We start from the raw sequence: 17,384 nt of genomic DNA on the forward strand, positions 1-17,384 counted from the left end.
AAAAAAATGAGACACAATTACTATTAATTATGCCTCATTTATGATTTATCTATTCAGTAATTTCTTACTTTACGACTTTGAATTACTTATTATTTGACTTCCTCGAAAACAAACCATACTGATAATCAGTAGTTTATATCATGTTGGTACAAATATGAATTATCTAAAGCATAGAAATACAAGATAATACAGCTATTTTGTTTCTTGATTGGATGTGTAATTTCCTTCCTTTGCAGAAGCCTCCTCATTCTCTTTATATTCTCTGAGCTCCTGCTCCACCATGTCAAGGCGTTTTTTCAGATCTTCGACAGAAGGAAGTTTGTCTTTTATTTTAATTCCTTCGTAAGTAGCCACACCCATAGGATTCTGTATGCTATCAAAAGCCCATTCAACTTTAGTTTGATCTTTTGACTTACAAAGCAGAAGGCCAATGGTAGGGTTATCTTCTGGTTGGCGAAGAAGTTTGTTGCATGCTGTCACATAGAAATTCAACTTGCCAGCAAACTCGGGTTTAAAATCAACAACCTTTAATTCAATAACCACATAGCAACGAAGCCGAATATGGTAAAACAGCAAGTCTGGGAAATAGCCCTCGTTGCCAACGACAAATTCAGGCTGTCTTCCGACATAAGTAAACCCACTTCCAAGTTCAAGCAGGAATCGTGTAATGTCTTTTGCAATGGCTGATTCCAAATCATGCTCGTCGTATCCTCTCTCTAATGTAACGAAATCAAGGCGATATGGATCCTTCAACACATTCATAGCCAACAGACTTTGGCTTGTTGATAGCTGTGATGAAAAGTTGGTTAAAGCATTCCCATACTTGGAAAAGTCATCATTATCTATAACATCTTCCAATTCTCGTTTGCTAAGTCCCTCATCAATAACACGCGCCATATAATAGAATGCTTCTTTGATGGATTTGCATTTAGAAATCAGCGTTAAATGGTGCTTCCATGGCACAATTCCAAACACTGGCAGCATTCCTCCTTCTGCTAAGATGGCGGAAATTTTGTCTGCCGAAACAATTTCTGCACCTAGTTGGTGCAATTTTATAGGATTCTGATTTTCAGCCTCTTGTAATTTTGCACCTACCTGGTGCAAAATTTCCTTATGCTCTTCATCAGCCATATAAAACTCATACCACTCCTTCATGTAGTAGAGGTTTCTCACAGAGAATCCTTTCACGTCAGGGTAAGCAGCTTTAAGGTCAAGGCACAGTTGGTTTACGGTGCCAGAACCCCATCTCGACTCAGCCCTTTTCTGTACGATGTCACGTCCTAAAAGCCAGTTGAATTCCAAAGCTCCATAATTGCTTTGCATCACTACACGATTGCGGATAGCTTGATAGCGACTCTTTATCTCTTTCAGCCATTCCACATAATCGTTGTCACCATGAAAATTTTTGGAGGTGACGAAATATGGTTTGTTGTTATCTGCCATATCGTTTCTTTATTATGCCTTATTTTATTTGGAAGTCAGAAATACTATCATTCCCAAAATAACAAAAAGGGTAATATTTACGATTAAACTATACTTCAATTTATTCTCAACATTGTTTAAAGAATTTTTGAAGGCTTCTGTTGAATTGGAAAGTTCATGTATTGCAGAATTTGCCGAATCAACAATTACCTTTCGATCTTTATCGAAAGCTGTAGCTTTCTGATTGTAATCTGTTCCTATAGCTGTAACAAGTTCTTTGACTTTTGTTGTCAATTTGCCGAGTTGAGTTACATATTCGGATGTTGAATTGTGTAATCCATCATACGAATTTATAGTCCTTTCTACTTGCTTTCGAGCTGAGTCGATATTTTTAAGACCTTGCTCCAACTCCTTCAGGGAGTCATTGATTCTTTGGTCAATCATTTTTCTGCATATTTATTTTTGATATTACTAAATGCTTTCACATGTTCTTCCAATTGGATTGCCAACTGGATTTTGTTTATGTATTCTTTATCTTTTAGAGCAGCATGCTTGATAAGAAGTTGCGTAAACTCATCTATCAGGGCTGACTTACCTTCATCCATATACTGTTCATACACAGCTTTATAATCATTGTAGAGTTCATCTTCCAGCATTTCGTTTGCCTCTTGTCCAAGATATAGGATGCAGAATACATTGAGAAGGTTTAATACAGGATTCATTTCCGCAATGGCACGACGTATCAATCGAACAGCACCTTGAAGATGTTTTATATTATCCATTTGCGAGTCGTTGTTTACGATTTCTGCATCCACGACTCTCATATACTTTCTCACAAGTTCAAAACTTGTAATCTTATCTTCTGAATAAATATCGTGGCTTGTGTCATCTTTCAATGAGAAAGGCACATCCTGTTGTAAGTTGGAATCGTATGTAACAAATCCCTCACGCGCATATTTAGAATTGAAGTAATAATAAATGAAGTCTTTGAGCTCCTCATTTGTTTCCTTCCAATCCTTTTTTGAGCTAATGGCCATATTGCAGAACTGCTCCATATCAAGGATTCCTCGTGCTCGCTTATCGGCAATACTCTTATAAATAAAAGAAGTAAGGTGCTTCAAGCAAGCCATGATTACTCCTTCGGTATTGGCAAGCTTCCTAACCTCTCCCATCATACTTTCAACCCTTTCGGTAGAATAGTATTTACGATAGTATAACCTGAGATGTTCGAGATATTCTGATTCATCTTGGCAAATCGTCGTGATACGGAAAGTTCGTTTTGAATAGTCTTCTGTGAAATCATCAATTAGGCCTATAACGCACATTCTATAAATAGCTTTCTGTATGGCATCCTTATAAACAGCAGAACCATAATCACGGATATAGCTATATCCACGACTGTTTTTTAAATTTCTGGCATTATATGTATTGAATACAGGCATATTTTTTGTAGAAAGATACTGATTATATCCATCAAGGACTTTCTCATCTTCTTCGTATGATATATAATAAGTTAATATATGCCCCTTTTCATATCGCTTTATAAACTTGACAATGCCTTGTGAATTTGCAATACACGGCTTGTCTACGTCATAAAACTCCTCATTACTAATCTTTACTTGTAGGTTATTCATAAGTAGTTCCATGACAAACAATTCAAACTCTTCACCAAGAAAGTTGCTATCATAGAAGAATTTGTTATTCGTGTAATCTGCAGAAAAATCTTGCCATTTATCAGTCTTTACATTTTTCACCCAAAATTTCTTCGGAGAATACATGATCGTAGCTAATGCCATCTTCTTGTCACGCCCTGCACGTCCAGCCTCCTGCACAAAAGACTCCAAAGACCCTGGGTAGTTCAAGTGGAATGTCATTCGCACATTAGACTTGTCGATACCCATACCAAAAGCCTTTGTCGCAACCATTATGTTTGTCCTACCCTTAAGAAAAGAATCTTGACAGGCTGTATCATCACCACCTTTATATGTTGAAATGCTTCTTAACCCATGATTACGAAGACTAGCTTCTACTGTTGGAACGCTAAGATTTGCTCTATCTGATGCTCGTGTACAAAATACGATACCAGCAGTGTTGGTATTAGTATGGTTGTACCACTCATTCTCTACATCAACACCAAGGTTTGTATGGTGTATTTTATCTATAATTGTAGAATCTATCAAATTCTCACGTTCGACAAATCGCTCTTTGATGTATTTTACAGCACTGTTATCTTGTATATCGGCTATTTTTTGAGTAGCATCGTTTATTACTTCGAGAAGTTTTTCTTCCTTTATATCTCCAACAGCCCACGCATTCGGTGCATCTTTTGCATCAACCTCATATACATTATATTGAAGCTCAAGACGATTTGTATTTTCATACCTAACAGTTGCATCATCCTCTAAAGAATATGCATTCGGACCAGACAATTCACGTTCTACATCGGCAAGGACATCGAATGATGCCGTTGCTGTAAGACCAAACAATGATATATGGTTATCTTCTCCTTCCACTTCTTTTGGAAGTACATAATTGAATAAGTTTCTGCCAAGATGAAGATATGCAAGACGGAAATCATGTCCCCACTCAGATACACAATGAACCTCGTCTATTACACCATAAGAGAAATATACACTTGATTCACGCATAGAGCGTAAAACATCACGAAATCTGTGAATACTTAAACGTTCTGGTGACAAGAACATTATTTGAACTTGCGAACCCGTCAATGCAAGTTCACGTTTTCTGCCTTCCTCATAATTCTTAGTGATGTCACTGTTGATGTATGATATACAGTCTATACCAATATTTAACAACCCATCATATTGGTCTTTCATCAAACCTTTCAATGGGTCCACAACAAGTGTAACCGATGGTTGTAACATAGCCGCAAGCTGATAAGTCAAAGACTTACCACCTCCTGTTGGAAGCAAACCAATTACGCTTTTTAATTGGAGGGCTCTATTTAATATAGGTAACTGTCCTGGTCTGAAATCTTCTTTTCTAAAGATGAGATTTAAGAAATACCTGAGTCTTGAGCAATTATCTTCAATCTTATGATATATTCCGTAACTGTCTTTTTCTACAAATGGCTTATAGTTAATACGCTCAGTTGTATAAAGAATTCGGTCTTCATACACTTTTTCTGATGAACGCACAATGAAATAGCAATCATTTAAAACCTTAAATCTAGAGAAAGTAACCTCTTTTGCATTGCATAGTTGATCTATTGAAATGTCAATAATTGCATCATATTCTATTCCCGAAGAAGCATTATCTTTGATGCAAACAGACAATTTGGGCAATACCATATCATCATAATCTTTAGTCATAGCTATGAGATTATGGTAAGTCTCTGAAAAATCCTCTAAAGAAATCTTTGCTACAGAAGTGTTGTCCTCTATGATGAGAATTTTCCATTCCAGCTTGTTTGTATCCAGTCGTTCGGAAATTATTGCTTCAATAAATGTCTTCTGGATACGTGCAATGGCGTTAAGACTCTTTGCTTTTTGAGTATCAGACATATTAGACACATAATCCAGTATTTTTTTACTTGCCAAAGTTGGACAACCTCGTGAAATCAGATTGCTCATTAATGCATAGACTGGACATAAATTCTTATGAGCAGTTATATCAAAAGGAGCTAATATTTCAAACGCACTCTCTTTAAGGGACGATTTTGTTATCGTGTCTGTAAAGGATGCAAAATACTGAATAGGTGCAAAATATTTGTATTCATGCAGAATCTCAGACGTTTGTGAAAGACTATAACTGAAACTATTAATCAAGCAACCATATGCTTTACGGTTAGGATGGAGACCGAAATTAGTCTCTCTAAATTTAGTAAAGATATGAATATGATTTTCTACGAAATAGTTGCGAAAAGATAATATTCGGCTTTCGTTAAGATTGGCAGGTCCAATACAAAGTACAATATGCTTTTGACCTGAAGAGGTTATCATTTTTGAAACGCCCTTCAAGCTCACTGCTTCAATATCAAGTATGTTAGAAAATATGTGGATAGCGGTTGGCTGTTCTACATTTATAGAAGTGATACAATTGCTATTGTCTCCATTGTCCGATGGTAGATACTTTGAGACTGCAATAACATCAGCATTATAATCTTCCAATGCTTTTTTTACATGTATGACAGCTCTATCTCTTGCAACATTAGAAGGCTCTTCAAGGACAACTTTACAGAGTTTTCTGAGCATATTATGTTGACGGAGCTTTTCTATTACAGCCATTGTTCCTATACCCTGACCACATCCCCAATCGTAAATTTCAATGCCGCCAGTTAAATCTGAATAAGGAAACTCCTTTTCATCCAAAGCACGCATAAGCTTATGACGATGCATAGGTCCATATGCAGACATGTAAGCACAACACTGCTCTTCTGTTTCTAAGACTGCAGTGCCATGCTCCAAAGTACGTCCTTGACCATCCATGTACCTCCATGGTTCTAATTTATATCGATTAGGTACGTACTTGTTGGAAATCCGAATAATCTCATTGATTGTCAGATTGTCTATTCTATGAATGTCGTCTATATAGCTCATTTTCAAGTAATTGTTTCACTCCAAGGATTTTCTTTGTGACATTTATAATTCATTACCGCAGCCTGCTTGCTCGCATTTGCATAGCAATATTCGCAACCATGCACACAAGTATTGTATTCACCTATATCCTTGCTTTTTATACAACCACAAAATGCTCTTTGGCCTTTGTCCTTGTTGTCTCCATGAAGTGCATACATTCCATTAGGAAGTATGATAGCACTATCTGGTAAAGACTCAGAGTCTCCAAATAGGCTTTTTTGTGGCATGGGATAGAACTTGACTTTTAGATAATCCATTAATTTTTTGTCATCATAGGCTAACTTAATGATAAGTTCATCATCAACACAATGATTCTTTTTAACTCCAAACTCTGTCAGGTCTATTTTCTCTCCACATGTTGCCAGCTCATATCCCCATTTTTGGTTAAGTACAGATAATCGACGAGCGAACTCTCGCATTTGATTTTCTTGCCAATCTATATAATTTATATTGGCTTTTTGAAGATTGGCTTGCACCTTGCGATAGGAAAGTATATCGGCAAAACTAAACACAAGTTTCTCTGTATATCCCAGTAGCTGGTTACCAATATTTTCAACTTTATCAAGCAACTTATCGATATTTATGCTATCTGTGAGAACTAAAGGGTCAAAACGCCAAATCACATGCCCCTTACCAAGAGCATTGGTAAGTTGTTTGAATGTTTCTATACGTTGTTCTATAGGTGGTACATTCTTTTCCAACCCCTCTTCCTCATAATCATTCAATGAGTATTGAATATAACACCCGATTCCACGTTGTTTGAGGATTGGCAGATGACGCAACAATGGCTTAGGGTTCTTCGACCAAAACACAATAAACCGTGTGTCCTTGTAAGACACATAACTTTTCACCCCATTAAAAGGGTTTGTCCATGCAGAATAGCCAGCTTTATCAAGACGGTAAAAGAACCAATCTGCATAGAAAGCAGGTATGTCCGTGCTTCTACTTGCAGAAACAAGAATAGGAACTTGCATATCTACAAGTTCCCCATTCTCACGTGGAAGTTTTTGTTTAGCCCATGTTGCCATAAATTCTATCTGTATATTTTACTTAAGATATATTCTTTTAGATTTTTTTGTGGAGCATATGATATATGTTCCACCATTTCTGCGACTTGGTTAACCTGTCCTGTAATTTGATCTACAATTAACATAGGAACAAAACCTGCATTATCATAATATGACTTTATCATACTCAATGCATAGTTCGCAACAATATCTCTTGACTCATCTGATGAATGTTGGTTAGACGCAAGCATAGGAACAAGCTCTCTGGCAAAGACATCTGTGATGTCTGGAATTGCCCGTCCTTCAGCAAGTTTCAAGTCTTCTGTAATATTGAATGGATTGTATGAGACTTTCTTTGGGTGTACTTTAAGAGGATTGGAAGGCTTCTTGCAGTTTTTACCAGAAAGCTTCTCTATAGCCTTGGTCACTGTATGTATATTGCTTTCCATTTTTTTCAATCTATTACCTGCTTCGTTGTCATCAAGTTCCAAATTGAATATAACCTGTAAAACATCAGACCAATTATCAGCTAAATCCCGAACAACGTTTCGTCTGTGAGAATCATCAGACATGCTTAATTTAACCAAAACATAATGAGAGGCAATATTATTATCGGTTATATCAGAAACTTTACCATAAGCGTATTCTTCCTCATAATAGTAGCCAAATATACCTGCGTATGAGAATAGTCTACTTTTCATTTTCTCGTTTCTGCCTCCAACTAAACGGTCTGATTTCAAAAAGATATAACTAATGTCGGAAAGAATAGCAATTATTGACTTCAGTTCATCTTTAGAGAACAAAGCTGTTGATTGGCTTGTTCTTTGGTATTCCAAATCAACATTTCTATCATACATATGTAGAATGCATTTTTGAATTATGCCATTCTGCCAAATTATAGAAAAGCCATAATCCGACAAATCAATCTCTTGCCATCCAAAAGGTGTTTGTGCAGAGACACAATATCCCTTAAGCAAAATCTCAGAATCCGAGAATTTTACTACACGCATTGGTTTGGGGGCAAACTGTGGTTGTCCTGTATCTCCATTTGTTGCAGTCAAGATATACCCATCTCCAGGTGTAAGCTGATACCCAGAACATCCATTGATGTTCTTTTTGATTTTTATATATCTCGGACAGACTTGTAATCCTCTTACAGGTTGACCATTTTCATAACGCTGATGACAGGTAGAATCAAATTCGAAATTAGACAAGAACGATTCTTCACGCCTTTGTTGTTCTTCTTGCTTACGACGCTCTGCCAATCGTCGTTGTTCTTCTGCACGACGCTTTTCTTCTTGAAGACGCAATTGTTCTTGTCGTGCTTTCTCTTTCTTTTTATTGTTTAAAAAATCGAATATTCCCATATCAAAAAGTTAGTCCATCAGTAGCCTATAGGACATATTAGTTAAACGAAAAGCGTGGCACTGCTATAACCACGTCTTAAAGTGCAGGCCCTGAGAAAACCTTAATCAACAGATATGGTAAAGCAGCCCACGCTATAACGTGGGAACTGCCATGCCAATTCTTGTTGATTTTGTGTTTCAGTTTCTCAGGCTTTGCACTTACAAGAGTAGCATAACGCTCCTAATATTTCTTAATGTCTGGAAATGGTTATACCAAATCCAATAACAAAGATACAGAAAACATCTGTAAAACATGAAGGATATTCTGAAAATCAACGAAAACATTACTTAAAACTTCATTTTTAGACTTAAGAGCAGAATATTATGGGGGAACGTGCGTACTTTAATTGTTTAAGTTCCAATATGTTTTGAAGAATGAATCCGAGTGGATAAGTGAATCCAACTCTTGATAATTCTTCTTTCTCTTTTCATCAATGATAACCTTCTTGTAGAAAATTCGGTTAGTTCTGTCAAGATCCATAACCCAATTTTGATATAGAGATGAAAAGAGAACACAGGCGATAATGCCAAGAATGACAAGATACCATTGGAGCAATCTCCATTTGTCAGTCCTTTGTTTGAATCTGTTCCACCTGTAGAGCCACCACGATTTCAACGTAGGTGGAGGAGATGTTTTAGGACTTGTGATGGTTTGCAAAGCATCGCCCCATATCTTCAAAATCGCATGTGCTTTTTCTACAGATTCATTCTCATCAATGATTTTCATTCCGATGTAACGGATTGTCCGTTGGATTTCTAACGAATATTGTGGAGCCCATTCTGCTACTTGCTCAATTGTCATTAAGCCTTGCGCTTTTCGCTTTTGCAGATACACATTACGTTTGCACTTTCTTTCCTTTTCGTCTTTTTCCAAGTATTTATCAATTTCTTCAACATACAGTTCAATGAAGATGGTCCCCAGGCGTTTGAGGGTCTTATCCGATAGAAGTTCTGCAGAATCAGACATAGCGTTAAAGTAACTATCCATTTCTTCGTGAACAGCACTTTTTATCTCGTCATAAGGAAAGGAGGCTGCTGAGGTGCTTGCAACAGGCGTTATTGGTGCGACCTCCTCTTTCGCTGCCAACTTCGCCAATAGATTTTCGATATTACCAAGTCTCTGTTCTGTTGCGACATTATTGTTTTTGATAACAGACAAGTCATCAAGTATATCCTCCAACTGTTCATTTGATTTAGCCATATTATTGATGTTTATAAGTTTGATTAACTTCTGCCTCTTCCGAAGCTGCGACTTCTACTGCTATATTTTTTCTTGTATTTGTCATCATCTCCCCAACCAAGTTTAGAAGACGTGCCTCCACCACCTGCAGATATGGCAGGTTGATATGGAGGAAAGAGAATGGCTCCAAGGGAAATGAGTCCTACTTGAATCGCTCCTTTGCCTATATTGGAAACGTCATCTGCTGTTTGGTACAATTCATCAAAGAAGTCTTGTTCCAAAGTCTGTTCGTTGCCACACATCTGCGGGGCATCATACATTCTTGCTTGGGCTTGCCAGGGGAAACGTAAATCGAAATCAGGGAACACTCTGTCTATATCTCTTACCTCGTAGGCATTATGGGTGTCGTACCATTCTTGCCGAGCATCGTCATACATGTCTCTTGCCTGTTCATGGACAATAGCAATAGGGTTGCCAAGCTTCTTGCAAATACATGCAAGAGTGAGTGATGAATCCAATTGCTTGCCACTATAAGAGATGTCATGTTTCAACTTGCTGCTGATATTTTCCTTGGCAAGAGTGAAAGATATTCCTTCTATACCGTTTGTCTTAGTATTATATCGGAAGCGCAAACGGATTCCTGCTTTTGACAATTCATTCTCAAATTCTTTCCAACTTCGAGAGACTTGCAACGATTCGCTTACTCGATGCAACATCTGATAACGGATGGCATCCATTGAGCGAAGTCTTCTTTCTTTGATAGCCTCTTTTCCTCTTGCGATAAATAAGCCATATTGCTCAGTCAATTCCTTACACACTTTTATGTTCTTATCTTTCTCATGTGAGTCTTTGGTGCATTTGCCTTTAAAGTTTACTCGATTTACCATGATATGAACATGTGGGTGTTCTTTGTCGAAATGACGGAATGCAACAAATTGATTGTCGTCATATCCCATGCGCTTCAAGTAATCGTTCACTATTTGCCCTAACAGATTGTCATTAATACGTAGCGCATCATGGGGTGAAAACGATAAGATAAAGTGTCCTACAGGTTTCTTGGTTCGAGCACTCAAACCTGCCTGCATCAAGAAACTATCTGTTATGGTTTGGTTATTCGTGAGATTGATTCCGTCGCTTGAAGCAACCAATATCGCATTTTTGCGTGGGTCGTTAATGTAGTTGATAAGTCCTCCAAATGATGCTCCATGAAGAATTTTGCCATACATACGCTGTCGTATTTTGTAGTTTAACTTTGATTTTTTGATTCGTCATTGTCTTCTTTCTCTTTGATTTTGAGACGAGCTTGATGGAGAATAGCATTGACTCCATCAAGGGCTTCGTTGGCTTTGTCTGCAATGGTCATAAGCCCTGCTTGGTAAGCAAGCTTAACCAAGGTATTGATATTCGTTCCAAGATTATTCAAACCTCTTATCTCTTTCATCAACTCCTTCGAAACAGGTTGGCGCACGATGGCATGAAGTGCGCCTTCACGAATGTAGGTACTTATGGGCATCTCTCCAGCCTTACGTTTGATACGGATAAACTGTTTTGGTGTGAAACGAACTGGTATGGGCTTGCCATACTTTTCCTCTTCAGGGAGAGGCTTGCGCCCTCCTGGATTGTTGATAACATGTTTTGCCATTATATTTAATTCTTTCTTATTTCAGTTCTTGAGGGGCAAGTTTCTCAATAGGTATTGACCTTTGCCATATGCTTGATAGGCAAAGGCAATAGCACAATCGGGTATACCGATTGGAATAGTTTTCGTATATCGAAAACACAAACTTGCTCCCGAAAGAACTTCCCTAAATGATTACACTTGTTTTTGACTATTGTAGAAACCTAATTTACCGCTTGAAACCACAACTCAGAACAAGCCCTTGACTATTCATCCTTTTACAAAGGAACTCGTTCAAGTCTTTAGCTTCTCCATATTCCTCAGAAGCATCTATCACATTGCCCTTGCACAAAATCCTGATTTGTTCTGTGGCATCGTGTCCAGCTTTGTCGTTGTCCAAATGACAATAGACGGTGTCATATCTGTTCAAGTAGTCTATTGACTTGGGAACATTGATAACTGAATTAAGGACAATGGCATCGCAGTCTCCATGTAATACCACATAGGACAAGAAGTCGATGAATCCTTCAAACACATGACAATCTTTGTTGCCTTTGGATATGACCGAAATGTCTTTTGGTGAGATGCACCCCTTGAAGTAAGCATTACGAATCTCGTAACCTCCAGAGCGGTTAGGAAAACCTACGGCAAAGTAATTCTTGTCGTGGTTTCGGTAATGTACCTCCTTGCAATATTGGCTTGCCACTTGCTGAGCAATACTACGTTTTCCGAGGTATCTCAACAGGGCAGAATTACCCAAACTCTTTACTTCAACATTGCTGAAAGTTTCAGAGCCTTCCCTTGTCGTTTTGGGAGTTGAGGGAAACGAAGTCCTAATGCCGCTAAGATGATGAAGATAATTCTGAAAGTTATTTGGATGGTACAGTAAATTGACCAAAGTAGCAAGTCCACCACCTTTACCCAAACCAAAATCATACCACACATTTTTATCCACATTAACCTTGAAAGATGCAGTATTCTCATTATGCAATGGTGACAGATACCACCAATTAGTCCCTTTCTTTGAAATCGGCAGATAACCTTTTTCTGCAAGGAAATCTGCTATTTGTATATGCTTATTATCGAATGTATTCATCGTTAATTTGTTGTTGAGTTGTTGAATTGTTGAGTTAGGATGATGAAAAGAGAAAATCGTTGAGCTACTGTTGACCATATTGTTGAGCCGTAAATGCTTATGCCACAATGTATATGTTCTTCTTTTCATCATTTCAACAAATCAACAGAGATTATATGTTTAATGATTCTATGAACTCCTTAGTCACAGTATAATAACGTCCCACCCGACTCACTGCACCAAATTTTGTTGGCTTAGAGTAGTCGTATTGGTATGTCGTATATGAAAGTGCATTTGGAGCCGGCTTCAAACGCCATAACTCCTTCACTACTTTGCGAATATGCCACAATTCCACCTTTACCCCATTAATCGAAAGCAATGGCAGCAGGTCTTGTGGTATAAATGAAACCTTGTCCACTTTCTGACATTCCATAATGCTGCGCAATAACTCTACGAGATCAATCTCCGTATGGTTGCGGTTGCATTGCATGATGCGTTCCAAAGCATCCGTATGAATAAGCGTTGGATTGAACCACATACGACTCTCTTTAGTGCTATATAGTGCCCGATGTTGCAAGTAATACAAGAAAGCTGGAATTTGCGCTTTCAACTTCTGCAAGAAGTTCGTATCATCGCTTTCCAACGGCATTATCTTACGCACCCAATAACGTGTCTCTCCTGTATCAATGATAACTGGGAAAAGCTCATTATTGGAGCACAAGACGAATTTGGCGAAGAAATTCACTTCTTGTCTGTCCTTACCTTTAGCTTCAACCTTGTATGTCTGTGCTGTGCTCAAATTCTTTAGGCGTTCTGAGTCTTCTCGTCGGCATAGCAGCACCTCGTCAACAACAATAAGTAACTTACCTGCCCAATCCGCATTAAATTGGCTTCGAAAGTCCTCATTGGTATTGAAAGTTACATTGTCTTCAAACACCGCCTTGAGAAAATTCAAGAAAGTAGTCTTGCCTGTATTGCGCTCTTCTGATACCAATAGTAATATTGGTAACTTCTGCGTAGGTTTGGCATAGAGCAACTGCATGTAATCCATCCCTAACTCAAATTGTTCACCAAAGATATGGTGTATCAGCTTCATAATGTCTGGAAACTCTCCTTCTGATGGTATGTGGTCAATGGGCTCATACAAATTGTAGAAACCGCCAATCTCTTTATGATAATCGGTATGGCTGGGTACAGTACAAAAACCGTCATATTTCCGAATTGGTGGCGTATTGTTCTTGCCATAATCCTGTCGGATAGTACCAAAGCTCCATGGGATGCGACGCAATGTGCAAGTACCATTAGCTAAAGGTTGTTGGGCAATCTTGTACAGACAAGTACCCACTCTGATATATTCTTCCTTATTTCCTTCCATAACGCTTGTTGTTTATAAAAGCCATGGCTTCGTTCTCCAAATCTGCTTCCGATTTTCGATAAGTACCTTCTCTTAACCACTCCTCAATTTCTTTCTTGTTGAATATGATACTCTTTCCCTTTTTATGAAATGGTATTTTTCTTGCACTCGTCCAACCATAAATGGTCTGTTCTGCCGGGTGAGTAGGCAAAAACTCTATGAGATCAGCTACATTGAACCATTGCTGTTCTTCACTCTTCTTTGGTGGTATCAGTTTGTCCACCTTATCACCCAACTCATTAAGTTTGGCATACATGACAGCCAACATCTGAGGCATGTCATTAAACGTGATGTTTTCTTGTTGCATATTTATCAATATTTGTTTCTGTGTGCAAAGGTACATTTACGTTTGTGTGGCAATACGTGGGGCTTTGTGGGGATATAAAAATGACAGATGCGCTATTCACTTGATAATAAGTGAATAACGCATCTGCCAATAGTTAAACAGTGTAAGTTTTGTGGAAAAGCGTGGAATGGTGGGGATATCCACACTTAGTAACTCCTTTTTATGGATTCATCTATTATTTCTTTGTATTCTTTGTTCTTTTCCGAAACTCCAACACTAAGGAAATCTTTATGATGTTTGTCGTAATACTCTGGAGATATATCGCATAGTTCCAACATACTTTCAATCCAATGCTTTGGGGAATCTGACAAAGCTATGGTGTGTGAAACAGCAAACAACATATAGCAAATACGTTGTTTTTGTCGAGGCAGTGGATGGACTTTGGCTTTATCTAATTTGAGATTCAAAAAATTGATGAAGTCGCTTGCGGGCATGTGCTTGAACTGCTTGCCATTACAGGTCTGATAAACCCCTACACAAACGCCAAGGTCGACAATATCCCTCAACTGAGCTATTTCTTTCAGTATTAAAGATTTATCAATCATGTCTATACCTCCTTCTCCAAGTATTCTCCATTTTTTAGGATGACATCTACTAATTTTGATATTTTACGAATCAGCAACTCCAGAAATTGCATCTCAAAATAATGCACCTGTCCACACTTCAATTGCTCCTGCCTATATATGCCATATAGTTCTTCTCCTTGCCTATGCGCTTCATCGTATGCCAACTTTATATTGTCGCACTGTGCATCCAATGTCTTGAAGTCCTCTGAATTAAAATCCATCATATCAAGTCTGTTACTTTCAGTTTGATACTTTCTCCACAGATTCGTTGCTTTATCTTTGGCCGCATCCCATCTCTCTTTATATTCTTTCAAGTGAGACTGCTCCATATTTATGAAGTCCAATGCGTTCCAAGCACTCAAATCAAGAGAGACAAACTTATCCACCTCCTTCTTTAAGCCTATAGCGCTTTCATAGAGGGATTTTCCGTCTTGACGTGCCAAATTCTCAACATCATCAATGATGCCGTTGGTGTTCTGATAATCGTGATAGAATTGTGCTATCACACAAGCATCGGCAAATGTAATGTCTGATACATTTGTCCGTGATGCTATGATATGGTTTACTCTTTGTAAACGCTTGAATATTTCTTCAATTATGTTTGCCATATATAATACAGGTGAATATGTTACTTGATAGCAGCCAAATCTATCTTGATTGCATCGGCTGCATTCTCTTTCTTTTCATCTACAACTTTTGTGTATCTCTGCGTTGTACGAACATTGGTATGTCCCAACATCTTACTTACCGTGAAAATGTCTGTGCCATTGCTCAGCTGGAGCGTAGCATAAGTATGGCGGAAGCAATGGAAAGTGATATGCTTAGTGATTCCAGATGCTTCAATCCATCTTGACAAAGGTTTGGAAATCCAGGATGGGGCAGGCAGACCTTCAAATACTAATTGGTCAGGATGCCCGGGTTCTCCACATAGATCATACGCTTGCTCAGAAATAGGCATGTACTCAACGCCCTTTGTCTTCTTTTGGTCGAAGTTGATGCGATAGTGAATACCTTCCTTTGTCAACTCCTTCCATGTCATTTTCATAATGTCGCAATGTCGAAGACCTGTCAAAGCAGAGAATAGGGCTGCACGTTTGATAGTGGCATTATCGCATGGTGTACAAACCAATCGGTTAAGTTCCTCTAAGGTAAGATGCTCCCTTCTTGCCTCTTTCTCTTTTATACCTTTTATCTTAGCTGCAATATCAGATACAAAATATCCATCAACAAACGCTTGCTTTAATCCAGCCTTGAATATTGCGAAATAAGTGGAAGCCGTATTTTGTGAGATTGTACCTTTCTTGTTGCCCCCTTGTGGAGCATCCAACAGGAACAACCTAAAATCCTCAACCAGCTTTGTGTCTATGTTGGCAAAGATCATAGGCTGATTGTCGGTAAAGATGAGCATCAGTGCATATACACGATTCCAATTTACGATAATAGAGTCAGAACTATTCCTGTGCCGAATATCTATTATACTCTTGAAATAGGTAATGAAATCACATTGCGATTTTTCTTTCTGTTCCAATAAAGAGGCTTCTGATTCAGAGTAAAGTCCTATGGTATCATATTCCTTTTGTCTAATAGCCCTGACCTTATCTGCATAGATGCATGATTCTTGGTCAAGCTCCGACTTGCAGAGGATGACACCATTGACATCACGTTTCGGCTTATATGTTACACTTCCGTCAGAAGCTGTTCTTGCAGTTCTGCTTTTGTCCCATATCGGAGTGGTTATAGTACGGTTGACATACTCGCGCACTCGCTGTGGCTTGCCACCGTTTTTGCAGATAACTGGATATGACTCTATGTAAAGATACCATTCCTTGCGAAACTCTGCCTTGCGAAGTTTCACGGAAACACGGGTGTGGGATAGAGATTTCTTCATAGGGATGCTTATTTATAGAGATTGTCTATTTCTTTTTTGGGTACATATACGAAATTGCCGATTTGCCGAGTCGGAATTGAAAACTTTCTGATTTGAAGATAGAGTGTACTATCATTCATATGATATTTCTCACACGCTTGCTGTATCGTGTAGCAATCCTTTGGTTCCAAACTATACAGCTTGGGAATGGGCTTGGGCTGCTTCTTAAGCAAGCTCTTCCTTAGAGGGTACATTTCCATAAGCGTTTCTTTACTTACCCGTGTTTGACGTTGCCCGACATTCACACTTGGAATAACACCCTTGCGTATTAAACGATAAAGCGTTTCCTTGCTGATGCCAAACATGGAATATGCTTCAGGTACAGTTATGTATTCCTGGTCTTTTGGGATAGCTTTGGCTATGGCATCCAAACGCTCATTTCTTTTCTCTTCATCTTTTCTGCGTTTAAATGCAACTTTAGAACATCTTGATGAGCAATACCAAGACGTGATGGTCTTTGCGACGAATGGCTCACCGCAAATCTTGCATTTTCTTGTTATCTCAAACTTTGCTGCACCCATACAGTTCTGTTTTATTATTACTAATATTATTAAGTGTCACATTATCTACCAATAAGTGTTGGTACAGATATGGCACAAAAATACAGCTAATATCCGAATATAACGAAAGAAATACAAAGTTTAACTAAAAAGAAAATCCGCATAACTCATTGAGCTATGCGGATTTATCTATCTATACCTTTCGGTAGTTATCTATACTTACTTAACTTCCTCGAAGTCAGCATCCTGAATATCTTCTTTATTATTAGAAGAACCCTGATTAGCCTGTTGTCCTGCACCTGCACCCGGACCGGCCTGAGCGCCA

At 38.3% G+C, this 17,384-nt stretch carries 15 protein-coding genes; all 15 read right to left on the bottom strand.

From position 1 onward, the window contains the following. Positions 1-192 precede the first annotated feature (192 nt). The 15 genes from BHV72_RS02015 to BHV72_RS02085 all read right to left on the bottom strand — a co-directional run bounded on the left by BHV72_RS02015 (position 193) and on the right by BHV72_RS02085 (position 17,080). Entirely contained in the window at positions 193-1,443 is a 1,251-nt protein-coding gene (locus tag BHV72_RS02015; RefSeq protein WP_134771269.1) for a PDDEXK nuclease domain-containing protein, read from the bottom strand. A gap of 24 nt (positions 1,444-1,467) precedes the next feature. Next, positions 1,468-1,866: a BAR domain-containing protein gene (locus BHV72_RS02020; protein ID WP_134771268.1), complete on the bottom strand. Its 399-nt coding sequence runs from the start codon at positions 1,864-1,866 to the stop codon at positions 1,468-1,470. Further along, positions 1,863-5,870: a DEAD/DEAH box helicase gene (locus BHV72_RS02025; RefSeq protein ID WP_234393350.1), complete on the bottom strand. Its 4,008-nt coding sequence runs from the start codon at positions 5,868-5,870 to the stop codon at positions 1,863-1,865. The genes BHV72_RS02020 and BHV72_RS02025 overlap by 4 nt, the downstream gene beginning before the upstream one ends. A 113-nt stretch (positions 5,871-5,983) precedes the next feature. Then, positions 5,984-7,048 carry a DUF1848 domain-containing protein gene (locus BHV72_RS02030; RefSeq protein WP_134771267.1) on the bottom strand — a complete coding sequence of 355 codons (1,065 nt, stop codon included), beginning with the start codon at positions 7,046-7,048 and terminating at the stop codon, positions 5,984-5,986. A 5-nt stretch (positions 7,049-7,053) separates the two neighbouring features. Continuing rightward, entirely contained in the window at positions 7,054-8,394 is a 1,341-nt protein-coding gene (locus BHV72_RS02035; protein WP_234393351.1) for a hypothetical protein, read from the bottom strand. A gap of 382 nt (positions 8,395-8,776) precedes the next feature. Continuing rightward, on the bottom strand, positions 8,777-9,634 hold the full coding sequence (locus BHV72_RS02040) for a hypothetical protein (RefSeq protein ID WP_234393352.1): 858 nt from the start codon (positions 9,632-9,634) through the stop codon (positions 8,777-8,779). A 23-nt stretch (positions 9,635-9,657) separates the two neighbouring features. After that, positions 9,658-10,839: a relaxase/mobilization nuclease domain-containing protein gene (locus BHV72_RS02045; RefSeq protein WP_134771266.1), complete on the bottom strand. Its 1,182-nt coding sequence runs from the start codon at positions 10,837-10,839 to the stop codon at positions 9,658-9,660. A gap of 20 nt (positions 10,840-10,859) precedes the next feature. Next, positions 10,860-11,255: a plasmid mobilization protein gene (locus BHV72_RS02050; RefSeq protein WP_134771265.1), complete on the bottom strand. Its 396-nt coding sequence runs from the start codon at positions 11,253-11,255 to the stop codon at positions 10,860-10,862. A gap of 205 nt (positions 11,256-11,460) precedes the next feature. Then, a complete protein-coding gene (locus BHV72_RS02055) occupies positions 11,461-12,327 on the bottom strand; it encodes a toprim domain-containing protein (RefSeq protein ID WP_134771264.1) in 867 nt (288 codons plus the stop codon). A 151-nt stretch (positions 12,328-12,478) separates the two neighbouring features. Further along, entirely contained in the window at positions 12,479-13,681 is a 1,203-nt protein-coding gene (locus BHV72_RS02060) for a primase-helicase family protein (RefSeq protein WP_134771263.1), read from the bottom strand. Beyond that, positions 13,668-14,027 (bottom strand): helix-turn-helix domain-containing protein, encoded by a 360-nt coding sequence (locus BHV72_RS02065; RefSeq protein WP_134771262.1) that lies wholly within the window; start codon positions 14,025-14,027, stop codon positions 13,668-13,670. The genes BHV72_RS02060 and BHV72_RS02065 overlap by 14 nt, the downstream gene beginning before the upstream one ends. Positions 14,028-14,212: 185 nt before the next feature. Continuing rightward, positions 14,213-14,611 (bottom strand): hypothetical protein, encoded by a 399-nt coding sequence (locus BHV72_RS02070; protein WP_134771261.1) that lies wholly within the window; start codon positions 14,609-14,611, stop codon positions 14,213-14,215. A gap of 2 nt (positions 14,612-14,613) precedes the next feature. Then, positions 14,614-15,240: a hypothetical protein gene (locus BHV72_RS02075; protein WP_134771260.1), complete on the bottom strand. Its 627-nt coding sequence runs from the start codon at positions 15,238-15,240 to the stop codon at positions 14,614-14,616. A 20-nt stretch (positions 15,241-15,260) separates the two neighbouring features. Next, positions 15,261-16,520, bottom strand: coding sequence for a site-specific integrase (locus tag BHV72_RS02080; protein ID WP_134771259.1), 1,260 nt, complete (start codon positions 16,518-16,520; stop codon positions 15,261-15,263). A gap of 8 nt (positions 16,521-16,528) precedes the next feature. After that, positions 16,529-17,080, bottom strand: coding sequence for a helix-turn-helix domain-containing protein (locus BHV72_RS02085; protein WP_134771258.1), 552 nt, complete (start codon positions 17,078-17,080; stop codon positions 16,529-16,531). Positions 17,081-17,384 lie beyond the last annotated feature (304 nt).

Source organism: Bacteroides sp. 43_46, from assembly GCF_001915455.1.
Taxonomy (GTDB): Bacteria; Bacteroidota; Bacteroidia; order Bacteroidales; family Bacteroidaceae; genus Bacteroides; species Bacteroides caccae.